A 16,734-nucleotide genomic window follows, 5' to 3' on the forward strand; every position below is an offset into this window, starting at 1 on the left:
CGTACGCCTCTTGAGCAGTTCTGCGCGCATGAACTTACAGGGCTCACTCGTACGAGGTGAAGTGACCCTTTGCAAGGGCCAACCGCGCGGCCACGGACAGCTGTCGCAATGTCACAGGAAGGCAACCAATCGACCGTCGGAGGGGGAGAGTTGGCGTCGTTTTGCCCTGCTCATGCACCCTTTGCGCGGCTGGTGTTCAGCCATTCGCTCTGGTGTCTTCGTGTCCGACCCGGTTACCGTGTCGGCTGTTTTCTTCGACACCAGCCGCCCCATCAGGAGCCCACCGTGACCCGCCGTTCCCGCCTGCTCACGACTGCCGCCGCCGGTGCGACTGCGGCACTTCTGCTCGCCGGTTGCGGCGGGGGAAGCGGAGACAAGTCCGACTCGAACGGCAAGATCGCGGGCGCGGACACGGGAGCATCGGCGTCGGCTTCGCCGAGCGCTTCAGCGAGTGAATCTGCGGGGCGTCCGAAGATCACATTGCCCGCTGGGGACAGTCTCACTTTCACCCCTGAGGAGGACTCCGATCCCGTGAAGGACGCGATCCTCAAGGACAACGCGGAATTCGTTCGGGCGCTGGATGCGGCGATCGGTGCTCAGAACCCGCGACTTCCCGCTCTGGAGTACTACACCGAGGGCGAGGGTGCCGCCGCGGCCCAGCAGTGGGTTAAGTCGTTTGTGGACGCGGGGCTGACGGTAACTGGAACCGTCCACTACTACGACCGGCAGGTCACTGTGGAGTCCAAGACCAAGGCGTCGCTGACCTATTGCGGGGACGAGAGCAAGGGCTACAACAAGGTCATCAAGACCGGCGTTGTCAAGAAGACGAAGACCACCAAGAACAGTTATGTCGCATATGGTGTCCAGGTCGAGAAGAACGCAAAGGGAGTTTGGGAGCTCGTGAAAATTGCGTCTACTCGTGGAGCTGACAAATGCCAGCCGTGACCTGGTTCCGCCAAGGAACCGTAACGATCGTGCTGGCGGCTTCTGTCTGCGTGCTATCAGCTCCTTCGGCCATGGCCGACCGACCCGGAGGCGGTGGATCAATCGGCGGTGGGTCCGGATCGGGCACCAGCACATCCGGTGGAACTGACGGCGACACCATCAACTCGACAGCCGGCGCCATCGTCTACGACCGTTCCAAGAACGGCACCGGAGCCTCCGTTGGCCCGGTCACCTCCACCACGTCCTGGACGCCGCCGGCCTGCTGGTATGCGCCCAAATACAGCCCGGCCGAGCTCAAGGCGTACCTGGAGCCGATCTGGGCGGCGGACTCCACGGGGTACCAGTGGGATGCCGAGCAGCGTGACCGCTACGTCAACGGTCACCCCTACAAGGACTTCAACGAGGACAAGACCGGCAAGGGCTACTGGTGGGACTCGTACGTCAACAAGTCCTTCCCGCCGGGGTGGGACAAGTGTGACAAGCCCTATTTCTGGGTGGACAAGGGAGCCGCGCCGCCCGCCGACATCCCGAACACCATCTCCACGAAGATCCTCGGCGAACTCGCGTACAACGAGATCCGTGTCCCCACCACAGAGGTGAGCCTGAAGCCCGCGGGCACGACCAAGGTCAACCTCGCCACCTGGGCGTGGCTGGACAAGGCCACGTTCAAGCCGGTGTCGGTCACTGCGAGCGTTCCGCTGCTCGGCATATCCGCGACGACGACCGCCGAACCCGTCTCCCTCAGGATCGACCCGGGTACTTCTGACGCGGTGACCTATCCGGCCTCCGGAGTCTGCGAGTTCAACAACGGCAGTGTCGGTGAGGAGTACACCGCGGGCGACGCAGGCAAGACGCCCCCCTGCGGGGTGAAGTACCTCCGTTCGTCCGGCAACGGCTCGTACCAGCTCAAGGCGACGGTCACCTGGAAGATCCACTGGACCGGAAGCGACGGCAACGGCGACAACCTCCCCGACGGCGCCTTCGGCCGATCGCAGGACGTCGTCGTGCAGGAGATCCAGTCTGTCAACAGGTGAGGCGCCGTCCCGCCCGCGCGGCTCATCGTGCCGAGTGGCACGCAGTCGTCCATGAGGCTGCAAGGGGAGCGGAAGCGATGAGCGCGCGGTAAGTACGGAAGAGGTTCCAGCGAGCCCGTCGAACTAACGGACGCCTGGTTCTCCGTGGAGCCCGGCCCATACGGCGCCGGGCCCGGCCCTTACGATCAGCAGCCGCTCACTTCCCACACCCCGGGCCCACACACCCGGCCTCCACCAGCAACCCCCACCCCACCCCGCCCATACCCCTCCCCCTGAGGCGCCCCCGTAGCCCGACCTCTCACCCGCCCCCTCCCCGGGGTGAGAGCAACGTTCCCTTCCGGTCACCCGCAGCCACAGCGCGGAAACGCCGCCTCCCTACCTTCGGGCTCAGTCACTCATCCGAAGTCGGCAGACCGAGCACGCGGAGCACCGTGGAGGCGTCATGACAGCCCCAGCCCCTACTTCACGTAGCCGCTGGATCCAGGAGTGGGATCCGGAGGACGAGACGTTCTGGAAAGAGACCGGGGAGAAGGTCGCACGACGCAATCTGTACTTCTCCGTGCTCTCCGAGCACATCGGGTTCTCGATCTGGACGCTGTGGTCCGTGCTGGTGCTCTTCATGGGCCCGGAGTACGGGCTCACCCCGGCCGACAAGTTCCTGCTGACGTCGATGGTGACGCTGGTCGGTGCCGTCGTCCGCGTCCCCTACACCTTCGCCGTGGCGATCTTCGGCGGGCGGAACTGGACGATCATCTCAGCCAGCCTCCTCCTCATTCCGACCATCGCCGCGTTCGCGGTGATGAAGCCGGGGACCTCGTTCGACACGTTCCTGTGGATCGGGCTCCTCGCGGGTATCGGCGGCGGCAACTTCGCCTCCTCCATGACCAACATCAACGCTTTCTTCCCGCTGAAGAAGAAGGGGTGGGCCCTCGGGCTGAACGCGGGCGGCGGCAACGTCGGTGTCGCCGCGATCCAGCTCGTGGCCCTCGCGGTCATCGGTGCCAACGGCGGTCCGCGCGTGCTGCTCGGGATCTACATCCCGCTGATCGTCGTCGCCGCCGTCTGCGCCGCGCTGTTCATGAACAACATCGAGAACGTCAAGAACGACACAGGCGCCGCCAAGGACGCCGCGAAGGACGCCCACACCTGGATCATGTCCTTCCTCTACGTCGGGACGTTCGGGTCGTTCATCGGCTACAGCTTCGCCTTCGGGCAGGTGCTCACCAACCAGTTCGGCCGTACGCCGCTGCAGGCGACCTACCTCACCTTCATGGGCCCGCTGCTCGGCTCCCTGATCCGTCCCGTGGGCGGCTGGCTCGCCGACAAGTACGGCGGCTCGAAGATCACTCTGTACAACTACGTCGCCATGGCCGCCGCCACCTCCGTCCTGGTCGTCGCCAGCATGCAGAAGTCGCTGCCGCTGTTCGTCGTCGCGTTCGTGGTGCTGTTCTCGCTCACCGGAATCGGCAACGGGTCGACGTTCAAGATGATCCCCGGCATCTTCCACACCAAGGCCCTCGCCCAGGGGCTGGAGGGCGAGGAAGCCGTCAAGTACGGGCGACGCCTCTCCGGCGCCTCCATGGGGCTGATCGGGGCGGTCGGCGCGCTCGGTGGCGTCGGCATCAACCTCGCCTTCCGGCAGTCCTTCCTCTCCTATGGCTCCGGCACCGGCGCCTTCGTCGCCTTCCTGGCCTTCTACGGCCTTTGCTTCGCCGTCACCTGGGCCGTATACCTTCGCCGGCCGGTCGCCCAGGGGCACCCCACAGCCGCCTCCGAGGCAAAGGCGCAGCTCAGCTATGCCGAGGTGTGACGTAACACTGGTGACATGAAGCGGAACCGAGCCTGTCACGCGCCGTTGACAGGCTCGGTTCGCCTGCGGGTCAGCTAGGAGAGCAGCCATGTACGAGGAACAGCAGCGACCGGACGACGGCGGTCGGCACGGTCCCCTCGCGGGGTTCACCGTGGGGGTCACGGCCGCGCGCCGCGCCGACGAGCTGGGAGCACTGCTCCAGCGGCGCGGCGCCGCCGTGCTGCACGCCCCCGCCCTGCGCATCGTGCCGCTCGCCGACGACGGGGAGCTTCTCGCCGCCACGAAGGACATCATCGACCAGGCGCCGGACGTGGTCGTGGCGACGACCGCGATCGGGTTCCGCGGCTGGATCGAGGCCGCGGACGGGTGGGGTTTCGGCGAACAGCTGCTGGAGAGGCTGCGGAACGTCGAGCTGCTCGCACGCGGGCCCAAGGTGAAGGGGGCCGTCCGGGCCGCCGGGCTCACCGAGGAGTGGTCGCCGTCCTCCGAGTCCATGGCGGAGGTGCTCGACCGGCTCCTGGAGGAGGGCGTCGACGGCCGCCGGATCGCCGTACAGCTGCACGGGGAACCGCTGCCGGGGTTCGTCGAGTCGCTGCGAGCCGCGGGCGCGGAGGTGCTGCCGGTGCCGGTGTACCGGTGGATGCCGCCGGAGGACCTCGGGCCGGTGGACCGGCTCCTCGACGCCGTGGTCTCGCGCTCGGTGGACGCCCTCACCTTCACCAGCGCGCCCGCCGCGGCCTCGCTGATCTCCCGCGCCGAGGACCGCGGACTGCGGGACGACCTGCTCGCCGCCCTAGGCCACGACGTCGTCCCCGCCTGCGTCGGGCCGGTGACGGCCCTGCCGCTCCAGGCCGTCGGGGTCGACACCATCCAGCCGGAGCGCTTCCGGCTCGGCCCCCTCGTACAGCTTCTCTGCCGGGAACTCCCCTCGCGTGCCCGGGCGTTGCCCGTCGCCGGACACCGGGTGGAGATCCGGGGGCACGCCGTCCTCGTCGACGGCGACCTGAAGCCGGTACCGCCAGCCGGCATGTCCCTGCTGCGGGCGCTCTCCCGCCGTCCGGGCTGGGTGGTGGCCCGCTCCGAACTCCTCCGCGCCCTGCCCGGCGCGGGCCGCGACGAGCACGCGGTGGAGACCGCGATGGCCCGGCTGCGTACGGCCCTGGGCGCGCCGAAACTGATCCAGACGGTGGTCAAGCGCGGGTACCGGCTGGCCCTGGACCCGGCGGCGGACTCGAAGTACGGGGACGCGTGAGGGGGCGCGGCCTGGAACGTGGGCCCAGCCGCTCCCTCACACGTAGGTCACCTGGTGGATGTACAGACACTCGTGTCGCGGGACGATGAGGTACAAAAAGAACCCGCCAGGGACGTCCGCGACGTTCCCCTTGGGCCCGGCCTCCTGGTAGGAGGCGCCGTCGAGGTAGAAGGCGGACGCGGCCCGCACCAGTTCGTCGGCTCTTTTCTCGATCTCGGCGACAAAGGCAGGCGGCGATCCGCCGACGACGTGCTCCTCGGTCGGGTCGTACTCCCACCGCCAGGTCACCCGGACACCGCCTGTTGCGCTTCGGCCTCGACAGCTCGCAGCTCCGCCGTCGCCGCCCGGAAGCCGGGGTCGTCCCGGCTGTCTGTGGCGTGCACGGCCGCGAGGGCGGCCTGGTAACGGGAGTGGAGATCGGGCCGTCGTTCGATCTCCAACTGTGCCTGCCAATAGGCCAGCCAGTGCCGAAGGTGACCGATCTTGCCGTCCGTAAGCGCGGCGGCCAGCGCCTGTTCCTTGTGCTGTTCCATCTCGGACAGTCGGTGCGGGGCGATGCGGGCCAGCGCGACCCGAACCGCTTCCGGCGTCGGCTCGGGGCGCGGGATCAACTCATGACCATGGTCGGGCTGTGTGGTCACGCGGCGGCTCCTCTGTCCTTCGCTTCCTGCCCCCACCGTACTGGGCATCACGACAACGGCGTGGTTGCACGGCACCTGCCACATCACGCGACGGCCTTACGCGTTCCCTCGGGTCCCCGGCCCCTCACCTCGAACCACAGCAGCTTCCCGGCACCCCGGTCCCCTGGGCCGCCGTCGCCGATCGGCCAGCCGCCCCATGCGTCGGCGTATTCCTGTACGAGACGCAGCCCGCGTCCCGCTTCGGCATCCGCGGGGGCGAGCCGGACCTGGTCCCAGGGAGGTGCGCCGAAGGGAGCCGGGATGCGTGGGTGACTGTCCCAGACCCCGACCCGTAGCCGACCGTCCGCGAGGGCGGTCAACCGGAGGGAAGCGGGACCATGGGTGTGCCGGTAGGCGTTCGTGACCATCTCCGACGTCAACAGCTCGACTGTCTCCAGGGATTCATGCCTGCCGTGGCCGCTGAGCCCCGCCCGTACGGTCATACGTGCGACGCGTGCCGCGCGCGGATCATGGGGCAGGCGAAGGGCGTACGACCAGGTGTCGGACGGGGATACGGTGTCCACAAGGACCTCCTACGGGAGACGCGACTCGGGTTCGCTCAACGACCGCGTCGGGCGGTGGCTCTGCCTGGAAAGGTGCGCTTCCGGCTTCTCGGACGGCTGGTTGAGCGGTGTGCTCTCACCGTAGGGCAGTTGGTTAGATGCATCTAACTGAATGCCGTGAATGCATCCATGCTTCACTCGTGCGAGGGAGCGCAAGGTCGCCTCACAGCAGAAGGGAGACGGTGTGCCGTCCACCGAAAGCCCCACGCTCCGGCAGCGACGGCTGGGAGCGGAACTGCGGAAACTGCGGGAGCGGGCCGGACTCACCGCCACCGGCGCCGGTGCACTGCTTGGCGTCAACCAAGCACGCGTCAGCATGATCGAGACCGGCCGCACACCGGTCAGCGCCGACCGACTGCGCTCCATGGCCCGTGCTTACGACTGCTCCGACGAGGAACTCATGGACGCACTGGCCTCGATGACGGGCCGACGCGGTCGGGGCTGGTGGGAGGAGTACCGCGAACATGTGCCGGTGGCGCTCGTCGACCTGGCCGAGTTGGAGCACCACGCCTGCGCGCTGAGGGTGGCACTGCTCATCCACATCCCGGCGTTGCTGCAGACGACCGACCACGCCCGCGCGCTCTTCCGGTCGGTGGTGCCGCCGATGCGCCAGCACGAGATCGAGCACCGGCTCACTCACCGAATCAAACGGCAGGCCATCCTGCACCGGGCAGACCCACCCTCGTACACGGCGATCATTCATGAGGCCGCCCTCCGTATGGGATTCGGTGGCGCGAGCGTCGCCCGAGGCCAGCTCGCGCACCTGCTCGACATGAGCGAACTCCCGAACATCTCCGTCCGGGTGGTCCCCTTCGGCGCTGACAACTTCCCCACGACCGGCCAGTCCTTCGACTACGTCGAGGGCCCTGTCCCACAGCTCGACACGGTTCAGCTGGACTCCCATCACGGCGCCTGCGAGTTCCTCGACGCCGAAGCCCAGTTGGCCAAGTACCGAGCCGTACTGGGTCGCATGGAGTCCTGCGCGCTCTCACCGGCCAAAAGTCGGGACTTCATCCACCGGCGGATGCTGGACCTTTGATCGCCGAGGAGGCACCTGTGCACATACTTCACTGGCGTGCGTCGACCCACAGCGGCGACGGCTCGAACTGCGTCGAGATAGCCACGGAACCCCAGGCCGTCCACATCCGCGACTCGAAGCACGCCGGCGGCCCCCATCTCACCGTCACGCCCTCCACCTGGGCGGACTTCCTTGCCCGTGGGCTCTCCACGACGTCGAGTACGTGACGTTCGCCGACGCTTTCCGGATGGGCGGGACGCCCGGCGAGGGGGCCGAGGTCTTCTCCCGCATGCGGGCGAGCGACCTGCCCGCGGGGGAGTACGTACGGCGGTTCTTCGCCGCGGGGGACGAGCGAGTGGGCTGACCGGCGTACGGCGCTCCGAGTACCGGCTGCCGGTGGGGACTCGGGTCAGTTCGCCTCGTTCGCGGGCCTCTTCTGTGGGGTGCCGCCGCCGCGTCGCCCCGGAACCGCACCCAACCACCGTGCGAGGGCTTCCGGCCGGTCCTCGTGCCGGGCACTGTGAAGGGACACGGTTCCCTGTCCTAGGCGGTGGCAGGCACATGGCACTGGGTACGGCCGCGGCCCCCTACGAGCTGCGCTTCGACGCCGGGCGGATCTGCCTGGACCTGCTGGCGACCACGCATCCCGGCGAACGGCTGGACGCGACGGGGCCGTTGCGGGCCTGGATCATCGGATCCGGGCTGGTCCCGGCGGGCACGCCGTTGGCGCACGCCGACCCGGGATGGTTGCCGGGCTTCCGGGAACTTCGGGGCCACGTGGCCGAGTTGGTGCGCGGCCGGAACGCGGCGCGGACCCGGTCGTACGATCTCGCGCTCGCCCGCGTCAACGAGCTGGCCGGCGGCGCGCCCCCGGCCCCGCGTGCCGTGTCCGGCGAGGACGGCTCCCTGGTGCGGGAGTTGGCGGGACCCCCCGCGTGTGCCGCGCTGCTCTCGGCCGTCGCCCGGGACGCCGTGGAACTGCTCACCGACCCCGCCGCCCGGGCGGCGATCCGGGAGTGCGAGGGCGACAACTGTCCCCTCGTGTACCTGGACACCTCCCGGGGCCGCAGGCGCCGTTGGTGCTCCAGCGAGGTCTGCGGCAACCGCGAACGGGTGGCCCGGCACCGCCGCCGGGCCGCACTCGCCCGCGCCTGAACCCCGGGCCTCCCGTCATCCGGCCGGCCGACCCGAGCGGTCAACTCCTGTCCCATTGACGGCTTCTGCCGGACCTTCACCGAAGCTCCCGGAACGTGATTTCGACAACACTCCGTTTGGTGACCGCCGCGTACGGGCAGCCCGCCCCTCCTCGACGATGTGTCGGAAATGTAAAGATCACGAGGGGGGAATGTGCTGTCATGTCCCGCTCGTCATGGCACCAGGCAGAAAAATGTGGGGTCTTGTTGAACACCCCGCGAGCCACTTCCGTACCGGTGGGGGAGCGACCGACTGGGGGAACCCCCGGACACCGGAGGTGGGCGTGCGCAAGGATGCGGCCGTGGCCAATGAACGTGGATCGAGGGCCCGACATCGCATGTCCCAGCCCTCGGAGCCTGATGAGGAGCTGATGCGTGCCCTGTACAGGGAGCACGCCGGACCTCTCCTCGCGTATGTCCTGCGACTGGTCGCCGGTGACCGGCAACGCGCCGAGGACGTCGTGCAAGAGACACTCATCCGTGCCTGGAAGAACGCCGGCCAGCTCAATCGAGCGACCGGATCGGTACGCCCCTGGCTGGTGACGGTCGCTCGCCGCATCGTCATCGACGGTCACCGCAGCCGGCAGGCCCGGCCGCAGGAGGTCGATCCGTCGCCGCTGGAGGTCATCCCCGCGGAGGACGAGATCGACAAGGCGCTGTGGCTGATGACGCTGTCCGACGCGCTCGACGACCTGACCCCGGCCCACCGGGAGGTGCTCGTCGAGACGTACTTCAAGGGGCGTACCGTCAACGAGGCGGCCGAGACGCTGGGCATACCCAGCGGCACCGTCCGCTCTCGGGTGTTCTACGCCCTGCGGTCGATGAAGCTGGCACTTGAGGAGCGGGGGGTGACGGCGTGATGAGTGTGTACGGGGGGCACGGCGGGTTCGGCACAGGTGGTGCGGGTATGTCTGGTGCCATGCAGGAATCTCCGGTGCCCAATGAGCACGAGACCGTCGGCGCGTATGCGCTGGGGATTCTCGACGACGCCGAGGCAACCGCTTTCGAAGCCCATCTGGCCGGGTGCGAATGGTGCGCCCAGCAGCTCGACGAGCTGGCCGGGATGGAGCCCATGCTGGCGGCCCTGGCCGATCTGCCGGGCTCCGGAAGCACCCCGTCCATCGGCGAGTCGCTGTCCGCGAAGCCCAGCCCCCGGATGGTCGAGAAGCTGGTCGTGGAGGTGGCCGAGAAGCGGAAGGTCCGCAGCCGGCGCAACCTCTTCGCCCTCGCGGCCTCGATCGCGCTGATCGTCGGCGGCCCGCTGGCCGTGCTGGCGGCGAGCGGCGGATCCTCGGGCGGCACCTCGACCACGGCGGGCGGGACGGCTGCCCAGGCGGCCTTCCAGACCCTGTCCGACAAGATGACGGCCACGGACCCGACGACCCACGTCACCGCGACCGTCGCCCTGGAGAAGAAGGACTGGGGCACCCACGCGGTCCTCCAGCTCAAGAACGTCAGCGGCCCGGAGAAGTGCTCGCTCATCGCCGTCGGCAAGAACGGCGAGCGTGAGACGGTCTCCTCCTGGTCCGTCCCGAACTGGGGCTACGGCCTCGCCGACGCCAAGACGGAGAAGGCCAAGCAGCCGCTCTACGTCAACGGCGGCGCGGCCTTCACCCCCAACGAGATCGATCACTTCGAAGTGATGACGTTCAGCGGCAAGAAGCTGGTCTCGGTCAGCGCGTAGCTTCGGCGGGCCCCCTTCGCGTACGGTTGACGGCTGCCCAGCACGTCAGAAGGGGGCCCGGTGGCCGCTCAGGCTCAGCAATCCGCGGTCGGCTCGCACGGCTCCGCACCCGACTCCTCGGAGGACTCGGTTCGGGACCGTGAGATCAGCGTCGAACAAGCACACCTCGACCGGGTGTACAGGCGCCTCGAGGAGAAGATCCACGAGGCGGAGTTCCTGATGAACGACGCGGCAAAGCGCGGTCAGGTAGGCACCCCGGGTGCGCTCGCCGAGCGGGACGCGCAGGTCTTCCGGGCCGGCGTCCATCTCAACCGGCTCAACAACGAGTTCGAGGACTTCCTCTTCGGCCGGATCGACCTGCTCCTCGGCAAGGACGGCAAGAAGGGCCCCGACGGCGCCTACACCGCCGTGGAGCCGGCGGAGGGCGCGGTCCGCGCCGACAACACCGCCGACATCGCCGAAACCCTGCACATCGGCCGCATCGGCGTCCTCGACCAGGACTACGCGCCCCTGGTCATCGACTGGCGGGCGCCGGCCGCGGCTCCCTTCTACAGGTCCACTCCGGTGGATCCCGGGCGTGTCGTACGACGCCGGGTCATCCGCTCCAAGGGCCGCCGTGTCCTCGGTGTCGAGGACGACCTGATGCGCCCCGAGCTCACCGCGTTCCTGGACGGCGACACGCTGCCCGTGATCGGCGACGGCGCCCTGATGGCCGCCCTCGGCCAGGCCCGCAGCCACACCATGCGGGACATCGTCGCCTCCATCCAGGCCGAGCAGGACCTGGTCATCCGCGCCCCCGCCGCCTCCGTCACCTACGTCGAGGGCGGCCCGGGCACCGGCAAGACCGCCGTCGCCCTGCACCGCGCCGCCTACCTGCTCTACCAGGACCGGCGCCGCTACGCGGGCGGCATCCTGATCGTCTCCCCGACCCCGCTCCTGGTGGCGTACACCGAAGGCGTCCTGCCCTCCCTCGGCGAGGAGGGCCAGGTCGCCATCCGCGCCATCGGCTCCCTGGTCGACGGCGCGGAGGCCACCCTCTACGACACCCCGGCCACCGCCCGCGCCAAGGGCTCCTCCCGGATGCTGCGGGTGCTGCGCAAGGCCGCCCGCGGCGCCCTGGAACTGAACGACTCGCCGACCCGGCTCCGGGTGGTCGCCTTCGGCCGCCGCCTGGAACTGGAGGCCGAGGAACTCGACCGCATCCGGCAGAGCGCGCTGGGCGGCACCGCCCCGGTCAACCTGCTCCGCCCGCGCGCCCGCAAGCTGCTCCTCGACGCCCTGTGGGCCCGCTCGGGCGCGGCCGGCCGGCACGCCGACCCGGAACTCGCCGCCGAACTGCGCTCCTCCTTCGACGAGGACATCCTCACCGAGGACCCCTTCATCGAGTTCCTCGACGCCTGGTGGCCCGAGCTGACCCCGCTGACCGTGCTGACGGCCATGGCCGACGAGAGACGCCTCGGCCGCTGGGCCCGCCGCATCCTCAACCCCGGCGAGATCCGCCGGGTGGCCCGCTCCCTGAAGCGGGACGGCCACACGGTCCACGACATCGCCATGCTCGACGAGCTCCAGGCGATCCTCGGCGCCCCGGCCCGCCCGAGGCGCAGGCGCGAGGCGGACCCGCTGGACCAGCTCACCGGCCTGGAGGAGCTGATGCCGATGCGCGAGGAGTCCCAGCGCGAACGCGCCGAACGGCTCGCCCAGGAGCGCGTCGAGTACGCCCACGTCATCGTCGACGAGGCCCAGGACCTCACCCCGATGCAGTGGCGGATGGTCGGCCGCAGGGGCCGGCACGCCACCTGGACGGTCGTCGGCGACCCGGCCCAGTCCTCCTGGTCCGACCCCGACGAGGCCGCCGAGGCCCGCGACGAGGCCCTCGGCAGCCGCCCGCGCCGCCGCTTCGAGCTCACCGTGAACTACCGCAACCCCGCGGAGATCGCCGAGCTCGCCGCCAAGGTGCTGGCCCTCGCCATGCCCGGCGCCACGTCCCCCTCGGCCGTCCGCTCCACCGGCGTCGAACCCCGCTTCACGGTGGCGCGCGACTCCCTGGAGAAGACCACGCGCGAGGAGGCGGAGCGGCTGCTCGGCCTGGTGGACGGCACGGTCGGCGTGGTCGTCGCCATGGACCGGCGCGCCGAGGCCGCCCGCTGGCTGGCCGGGCTCGGCGACCGGGTGGTGGCCCTGGGCAGCCTGGAGGCCAAGGGCCTGGAGTACGACGCGACGGTCGTCGTGTCGCCCGCGGAGATCGCCGACGAGTCCCCGGCCGGGCTGCGCGTGCTGTACGTGGCGCTCACCCGGGCGACCCAGCAGCTGACGGTCGTCTCCGCGGAGCGGGACGAACCGGACGCGGCCGGGGTGCCCGACCTGCTCAGGGACTGATGCGACGTGTGTCGGGAGCGGCCCGTGGAGCCGTTCGGCTGGAGGTTTCCTGTGAAGTCGGCGGAGGGGAATGGCCGGACGGGATCTGTTTGTTAGCCTTGTCGTGACACCGGCCCGATCCAAGCCCCCGGGCCCAACCTTCGTCGCTGCGAGCGACCACTTGCCGCGAGGCGAGCATGGCGGGTCGGTGTCATGAACGTCGGAGAGGCCCACGTCACCGTGTGACGTGGGCCTCTTTTTCGCGCGAACAATAGGTACTCAATCAAGCCCGGCTAACGCCTACCCGGCGGTAGGTGCGACGATCGGACGGCAAAACCAGCGACACGGTGAAACGAAGGAAGTCGGCCATGGCAACGGCGCCCAGCGTCTCCTACTCGATGACCATCCGGTTGGAGGTGCCCGCGAGCGGAACGGCCGTCTCGCAGCTCACCACCGCCGTGGAGTCCTCCGGAGGCTCGGTCACCGGCCTCGACGTCACCGCGTCCGGCCACGAGAAGCTCCGTATCGACGTCACCATCGCGGCCAGCTCGACCGCCCACGCCGACCAGATCGTCCAGCAGCTGCGCGGCATCGAGGGCGTCACCCTCGGCAAGGTCTCCGACCGTACGTTCCTGATGCACCTCGGCGGCAAGATCGAGATGGCGTCGAAGCACCCCATCCGCAACCGTGACGACCTGTCCATGATCTACACCCCGGGCGTGGCCCGCGTGTGCATGGCGATCGCGGAGAACCCCGAGGACGCGCGCCGCCTCACCATCAAGCGCAACTCCGTTGCGGTCGTGACGGACGGCTCCGCGGTCCTCGGCCTCGGCAACATCGGCCCCAAGGCCGCGCTGCCCGTCATGGAGGGCAAGGCGGCCCTCTTCAAGCGGTTCGCGGGCATCGACGCCTGGCCGCTGTGCCTGGACACCCAGGACACCGACGCGATCGTCGAGATCGTCAAGGCCATCGCGCCGGGCTTCGCGGGCATCAACCTGGAGGACATCTCCGCCCCCCGCTGCTTCGAGATCGAGGCGCGGCTGCGCGAGGCCCTCGACATCCCCGTCTTCCACGACGACCAGCACGGCACCGCGATCGTCGTGCTCGCCGCCCTCACGAACGCGCTTCGCTGCACCGGCAAGGCGATCGAGAACATCCGGGTCGTCATGTCCGGCGCGGGCGCGGCCGGTACGGCCATCCTCAAGCTGCTGATCGCGGCCGGCGTGAAGAACGCCGTCGTCGCCGACATCCGCGGTGTCGTGCACTCCGCCCGCGAGGACCTCGTGGACGCGCCCGCCGACTCGCCGCTGCGCTGGATCGCCGACAACACCAACCCCGAGGCGCTCACCGGCTCCCTCAAGGAGGCCGTGCGTGGCGCGGACGTCTTCATCGGCGTCTCCGCCCCGAACGTCCTCGACGGCGCGGACGTCGCCGCCATGGCCGACGGCGCGATCGTGTTCGCACTCGCGAACCCGGACCCCGAGGTCGACCCGGCGGTCGCCCGCCAGACGGCCGCCGTGGTGGCCACCGGCCGCTCCGACTTCCCCAACCAGATCAACAACGTGCTGGTCTTCCCGGGTGTCTTCCGTGGCCTGCTGGACGCGCAGTCCCGTACGGTGAACACGGACATGATGCTCGCGGCCGCGAAGGCTCTCGCCGACGTGGTCACGGAGGACGAACTGAACCCGAACTACATCATCCCCAGCGTCTTCAACGAGAAGGTCGCGGGGGCGGTGGCGGGAGCGGTCCGGGAAGCGGCGAAGGGCGCCTGAGCCCCGCGTCGGGGGCGTGGCCCCCGGGCAAACGACTGTGAAACTTGCCACGCTCCGGAACCGGCGCGTCGTGAAACCCCCCCTTCGGCCCAGCCGTAGGGTAGGCGCGGCGCCCGGATTGGCGTTCCCGCCGCAGGTGGGGGCAGGATGCGTCCCGGCCCAACATGCGGCTTCGCCGCGTGGCACGCCTCAATGGCAAGAAGAACACGGGAGTAACAACATGAACCGCAGTGAGCTGGTGGCCGCGCTGGCCGACCGTGCCGAGGTGACTCGCAAGGACGCCGACGCCGTGCTGGCCGCGTTCGCCGACGTCGTCGGCGACATCGTCTCCAAGGGCGACGAGAAGGTCACCATCCCCGGCTTCCTGACCTTCGAGCGCACCCACCGTGCCGCTCGTACCGCGCGCAACCCGCAGACCGGCGAGCCGATCAACATCCCCGCGGGCTACAGCGTGAAGGTCTCCGCGGGCTCGAAGCTGAAGGAAGCCGCGAAGGGCAAGTGACCTTGCCGTCCGTAAGCCACGGGACGGCATACGGCGCGTGACACGACGATGGGGCGGCCCCTCCACCAAGGGGCCGCCCCATCGTCGTACCGGCACCGCAACCGCCGCCCGAGCGCAAGCGGCGCCGGCCCGCGACACCTGCCCCGCACCAGCGACGCCACCGCGACCCCCGACAGGGCCCTCACTGGGCCCTGTCGGGGGCTGCGGTCAGTTGTGAGGGCCGTCGGGGGGTTGTGCCTTCGTGCCCGGGTCCAGGAGCTTGTTCGTGTCGTGGCTGCCCGGGGTGCAGCTCACCCCCGGCCGGAGGGTGTTTCCCGGGCCGGGGGTGGGGTGGGGTGGGCGCGGTGGTCAGCCGAGAGCCTTGCCCGGGAGTTCCACCTTGGCGCCCAGTTCCACGAGCTTCTCCATGAAGTTCTCGTAGCCGCGGTTGATGAGGTCGATGCCGTGGACGCGGGAGGTGCCCTGGGCCGCGAGGGCCGCGATGAGGTAGGAGAAGCCGCCGCGCAGGTCGGGGATGACCAGGTCGGCGCCCTGGAGCCGGGTCGGCCCCGAGACGACCGCGGAGTGCAGGAAGTTGCGCTGGCCGAAGCGGCAGGCCGAACCGCCGAGGCACTCGCGGTAGAGCTGGATGTGCGCGCCCATCTGGTTCAGCGCGGAGGTGAAGCCGAGGCGGGACTCGTACACCGTCTCGTGGACGATGGACAGGCCGGTGGCCTGGGTCAGGGCGACCACGAGCGGCTGCTGCCAGTCGGTCTGGAAGCCGGGGTGCACGTCCGTCTCCAGCGCGATGGACTTCAGTTGGCCGCCGGGGTGCCAGAAGCGGATGCCCTCGTCGTCGATCTCGAAGGCACCGCCCACCTTCCGGTAGGTGTTCAGGAACGTCATCATCGAGCGCTGCTGGGCGCCCCGGACGTAGATGTTGCCCTCGGTCGCCAGCGCCGCCGACGCCCAGGACGCCGCCTCCAGGCGGTCCGACAGGGCGCGGTGGGTGTAGCCGCCGAGCTGGTCCACACCGGTGATGCGGATCGTGCGGTCGGTGTCGATCGCGATGATCGCGCCCATCTTCTGCAGCACGCAGATGAGGTCCTCGATCTCCGGCTCGACGGCCGCGTTCGACAACTCCGTGACGCCCTCGGCGAGTACGGCCGTCAGCAGCACCTGCTCGGTCGCGCCGACGGACGGGTACGGCAGCTGGATCTTCGTACCGCGCAGCCCCTTCGGCGCCTCCAGGTACTGCCCGTCCGCACGCTTCTCGATGGTCGCGCCGAACTGCCGCAGCACGTCGAAGTGGAAGTCGATCGGCCGGCCGCCGATGTCGCAGCCGCCGAGCCCGGGGATGAAGGCGTGCCCGAGCCGGTGCAGCAGCGGGCCGCAGAACAGGATCGGGATCCGGCTGGACCCCGCGTGGGCATCGATGTCGGCGACGTTCGCGCTCTCCACGTACGTCGGGTCCAGCACCAGCTCACCGGGCTCCTCACCCGGCCGTACCGTCACCCCGTGCAGCTGCAGCAGGCCGCGTACGACCCGCACGTCACGGATGTCCGGAACGTTGCGCAGCCGACTCGGCGCACTGCCCAGCAGCGCGGCGACCATGGCCTTCGGTACGAGGTTCTTCGCACCGCGGACCCGGATCTCGCCCTCCAGCGGGGTGCCGCCGTGGACAAGCAGGACATCGTCGTTGACGGTCATGAATCTCGCGTTCCGTGGAGTTGGGCAGGGCTGGAGAGACAGAGTAATCGCCCATCGGCCCCCTGCCGTAAGCCCAAGTACCGCCCGGCTGCGTCATAGCCGTGTCACAACACGAACCGTTTCTCTTCGGGCACGAGGGGTCACCGGCTGTCACCGTGCGCCGGGGACGCTTCCGTCCTCCCTGAGCTGCATTCACTCCCACACCCCGATTGGCTCCCCACCGGGCGGGAAGATGCG

General features: G+C 69.5%; 16 protein-coding genes. 12 read left to right on the forward strand and 4 right to left on the reverse strand.

What is annotated here, in order from left to right; translation table 11 throughout:
• The first annotated feature begins 285 nt into the window (after nt 1-285).
• The 4 genes from ACZ3KP_RS34665 (at nt 286) to ACZ3KP_RS34680 (ending at nt 5,041) form a co-directional block, all read left to right on the forward strand.
• Nucleotides 286-945, forward strand: a complete 660-nt coding sequence (locus ACZ3KP_RS34665; RefSeq protein ID WP_467504435.1) for a hypothetical protein — start codon at nt 286-288, stop codon at nt 943-945.
• Entirely contained in the window at nt 933-1,979 is a 1,047-nt protein-coding gene (locus ACZ3KP_RS34670; protein ID WP_467504437.1) for a hypothetical protein, read from the forward strand. The genes ACZ3KP_RS34665 and ACZ3KP_RS34670 overlap by 13 nt, the downstream gene beginning before the upstream one ends.
• Nucleotides 1,980-2,421: 442 nt before the next feature.
• Nucleotides 2,422-3,789, forward strand: coding sequence for a nitrate/nitrite transporter (locus tag ACZ3KP_RS34675; protein WP_467504439.1), 1,368 nt, complete (start codon nt 2,422-2,424; stop codon nt 3,787-3,789).
• An 88-nt stretch (nt 3,790-3,877) separates the two neighbouring features.
• On the forward strand, nt 3,878-5,041 hold the full coding sequence (locus tag ACZ3KP_RS34680; protein ID WP_467504441.1) for a uroporphyrinogen-III synthase: 1,164 nt from the start codon (nt 3,878-3,880) through the stop codon (nt 5,039-5,041).
• 36 nt (nt 5,042-5,077) lie between these two features.
• Here ACZ3KP_RS34680 and ACZ3KP_RS34685 read toward each other — a convergent pair whose 3' ends face one another.
• The 3 genes from ACZ3KP_RS34685 to ACZ3KP_RS34695 all read right to left on the reverse strand — a co-directional run bounded on the left by ACZ3KP_RS34685 (nt 5,078) and on the right by ACZ3KP_RS34695 (nt 6,245).
• Complete coding sequence (locus ACZ3KP_RS34685) at nt 5,078-5,329, reverse strand: hypothetical protein (RefSeq protein ID WP_467504443.1); 252 nt, start codon at nt 5,327-5,329, stop codon at nt 5,078-5,080.
• Nucleotides 5,326-5,682, reverse strand: coding sequence for a hypothetical protein (locus ACZ3KP_RS34690; RefSeq protein ID WP_467504444.1), 357 nt, complete (start codon nt 5,680-5,682; stop codon nt 5,326-5,328). Before ACZ3KP_RS34690 ends, ACZ3KP_RS34685 begins: the two co-directional genes overlap by 4 nt.
• Nucleotides 5,683-5,765: 83 nt before the next feature.
• Nucleotides 5,766-6,245, reverse strand: a complete 480-nt coding sequence (locus ACZ3KP_RS34695; protein ID WP_467504446.1) for an ATP-binding protein — start codon at nt 6,243-6,245, stop codon at nt 5,766-5,768.
• 223 nt (nt 6,246-6,468) lie between these two features.
• Between ACZ3KP_RS34695 and ACZ3KP_RS34700 the strand changes: the two genes are divergently transcribed.
• The 8 genes from ACZ3KP_RS34700 to ACZ3KP_RS34735 all read left to right on the forward strand — a co-directional run bounded on the left by ACZ3KP_RS34700 (nt 6,469) and on the right by ACZ3KP_RS34735 (nt 14,808).
• Nucleotides 6,469-7,323, forward strand: a complete 855-nt coding sequence (locus ACZ3KP_RS34700) for a helix-turn-helix domain-containing protein (RefSeq protein ID WP_467504448.1) — start codon at nt 6,469-6,471, stop codon at nt 7,321-7,323.
• Between the two features lie 17 nt (nt 7,324-7,340).
• Entirely contained in the window at nt 7,341-7,529 is a 189-nt protein-coding gene (locus ACZ3KP_RS34705) for a DUF397 domain-containing protein (protein WP_467504449.1), read from the forward strand.
• 334 nt (nt 7,530-7,863) lie between these two features.
• The gene (locus ACZ3KP_RS34710; protein ID WP_467504451.1) at nt 7,864-8,457 is read left to right on the forward strand and encodes a CGNR zinc finger domain-containing protein; all 594 of its coding nucleotides are present in this window, start codon (nt 7,864-7,866) and stop codon (nt 8,455-8,457) included.
• Between the two features lie 376 nt (nt 8,458-8,833).
• Entirely contained in the window at nt 8,834-9,355 is a 522-nt protein-coding gene (locus ACZ3KP_RS34715) for a sigma-70 family RNA polymerase sigma factor (RefSeq protein ID WP_010039908.1), read from the forward strand.
• A complete protein-coding gene (locus ACZ3KP_RS34720; RefSeq protein ID WP_360567526.1) occupies nt 9,355-10,179 on the forward strand; it encodes an anti-sigma factor family protein in 825 nt (274 codons plus the stop codon). The genes ACZ3KP_RS34715 and ACZ3KP_RS34720 overlap by 1 nt, the downstream gene beginning before the upstream one ends.
• Before the next feature lie 60 nt (nt 10,180-10,239).
• Entirely contained in the window at nt 10,240-12,555 is a 2,316-nt protein-coding gene (locus tag ACZ3KP_RS34725; protein WP_467504453.1) for a HelD family protein, read from the forward strand.
• A gap of 347 nt (nt 12,556-12,902) precedes the next feature.
• The gene (locus ACZ3KP_RS34730) at nt 12,903-14,306 is read left to right on the forward strand and encodes an NAD-dependent malic enzyme (RefSeq protein ID WP_467504454.1); all 1,404 of its coding nucleotides are present in this window, start codon (nt 12,903-12,905) and stop codon (nt 14,304-14,306) included.
• Between the two features lie 220 nt (nt 14,307-14,526).
• Entirely contained in the window at nt 14,527-14,808 is a 282-nt protein-coding gene (locus tag ACZ3KP_RS34735) for an HU family DNA-binding protein (RefSeq protein WP_046733427.1), read from the forward strand.
• Between the two features lie 348 nt (nt 14,809-15,156).
• Here the strand turns inward: ACZ3KP_RS34735 and murA are convergent, their stop codons facing one another.
• A complete protein-coding gene (gene murA / locus ACZ3KP_RS34740; RefSeq protein WP_358983422.1) occupies nt 15,157-16,497 on the reverse strand; it encodes a UDP-N-acetylglucosamine 1-carboxyvinyltransferase in 1,341 nt (446 codons plus the stop codon).
• Nucleotides 16,498-16,734: the final 237 nt, after the last annotated feature.

Source organism: Streptomyces sp. NPDC020958 (genome assembly GCF_055562175.1).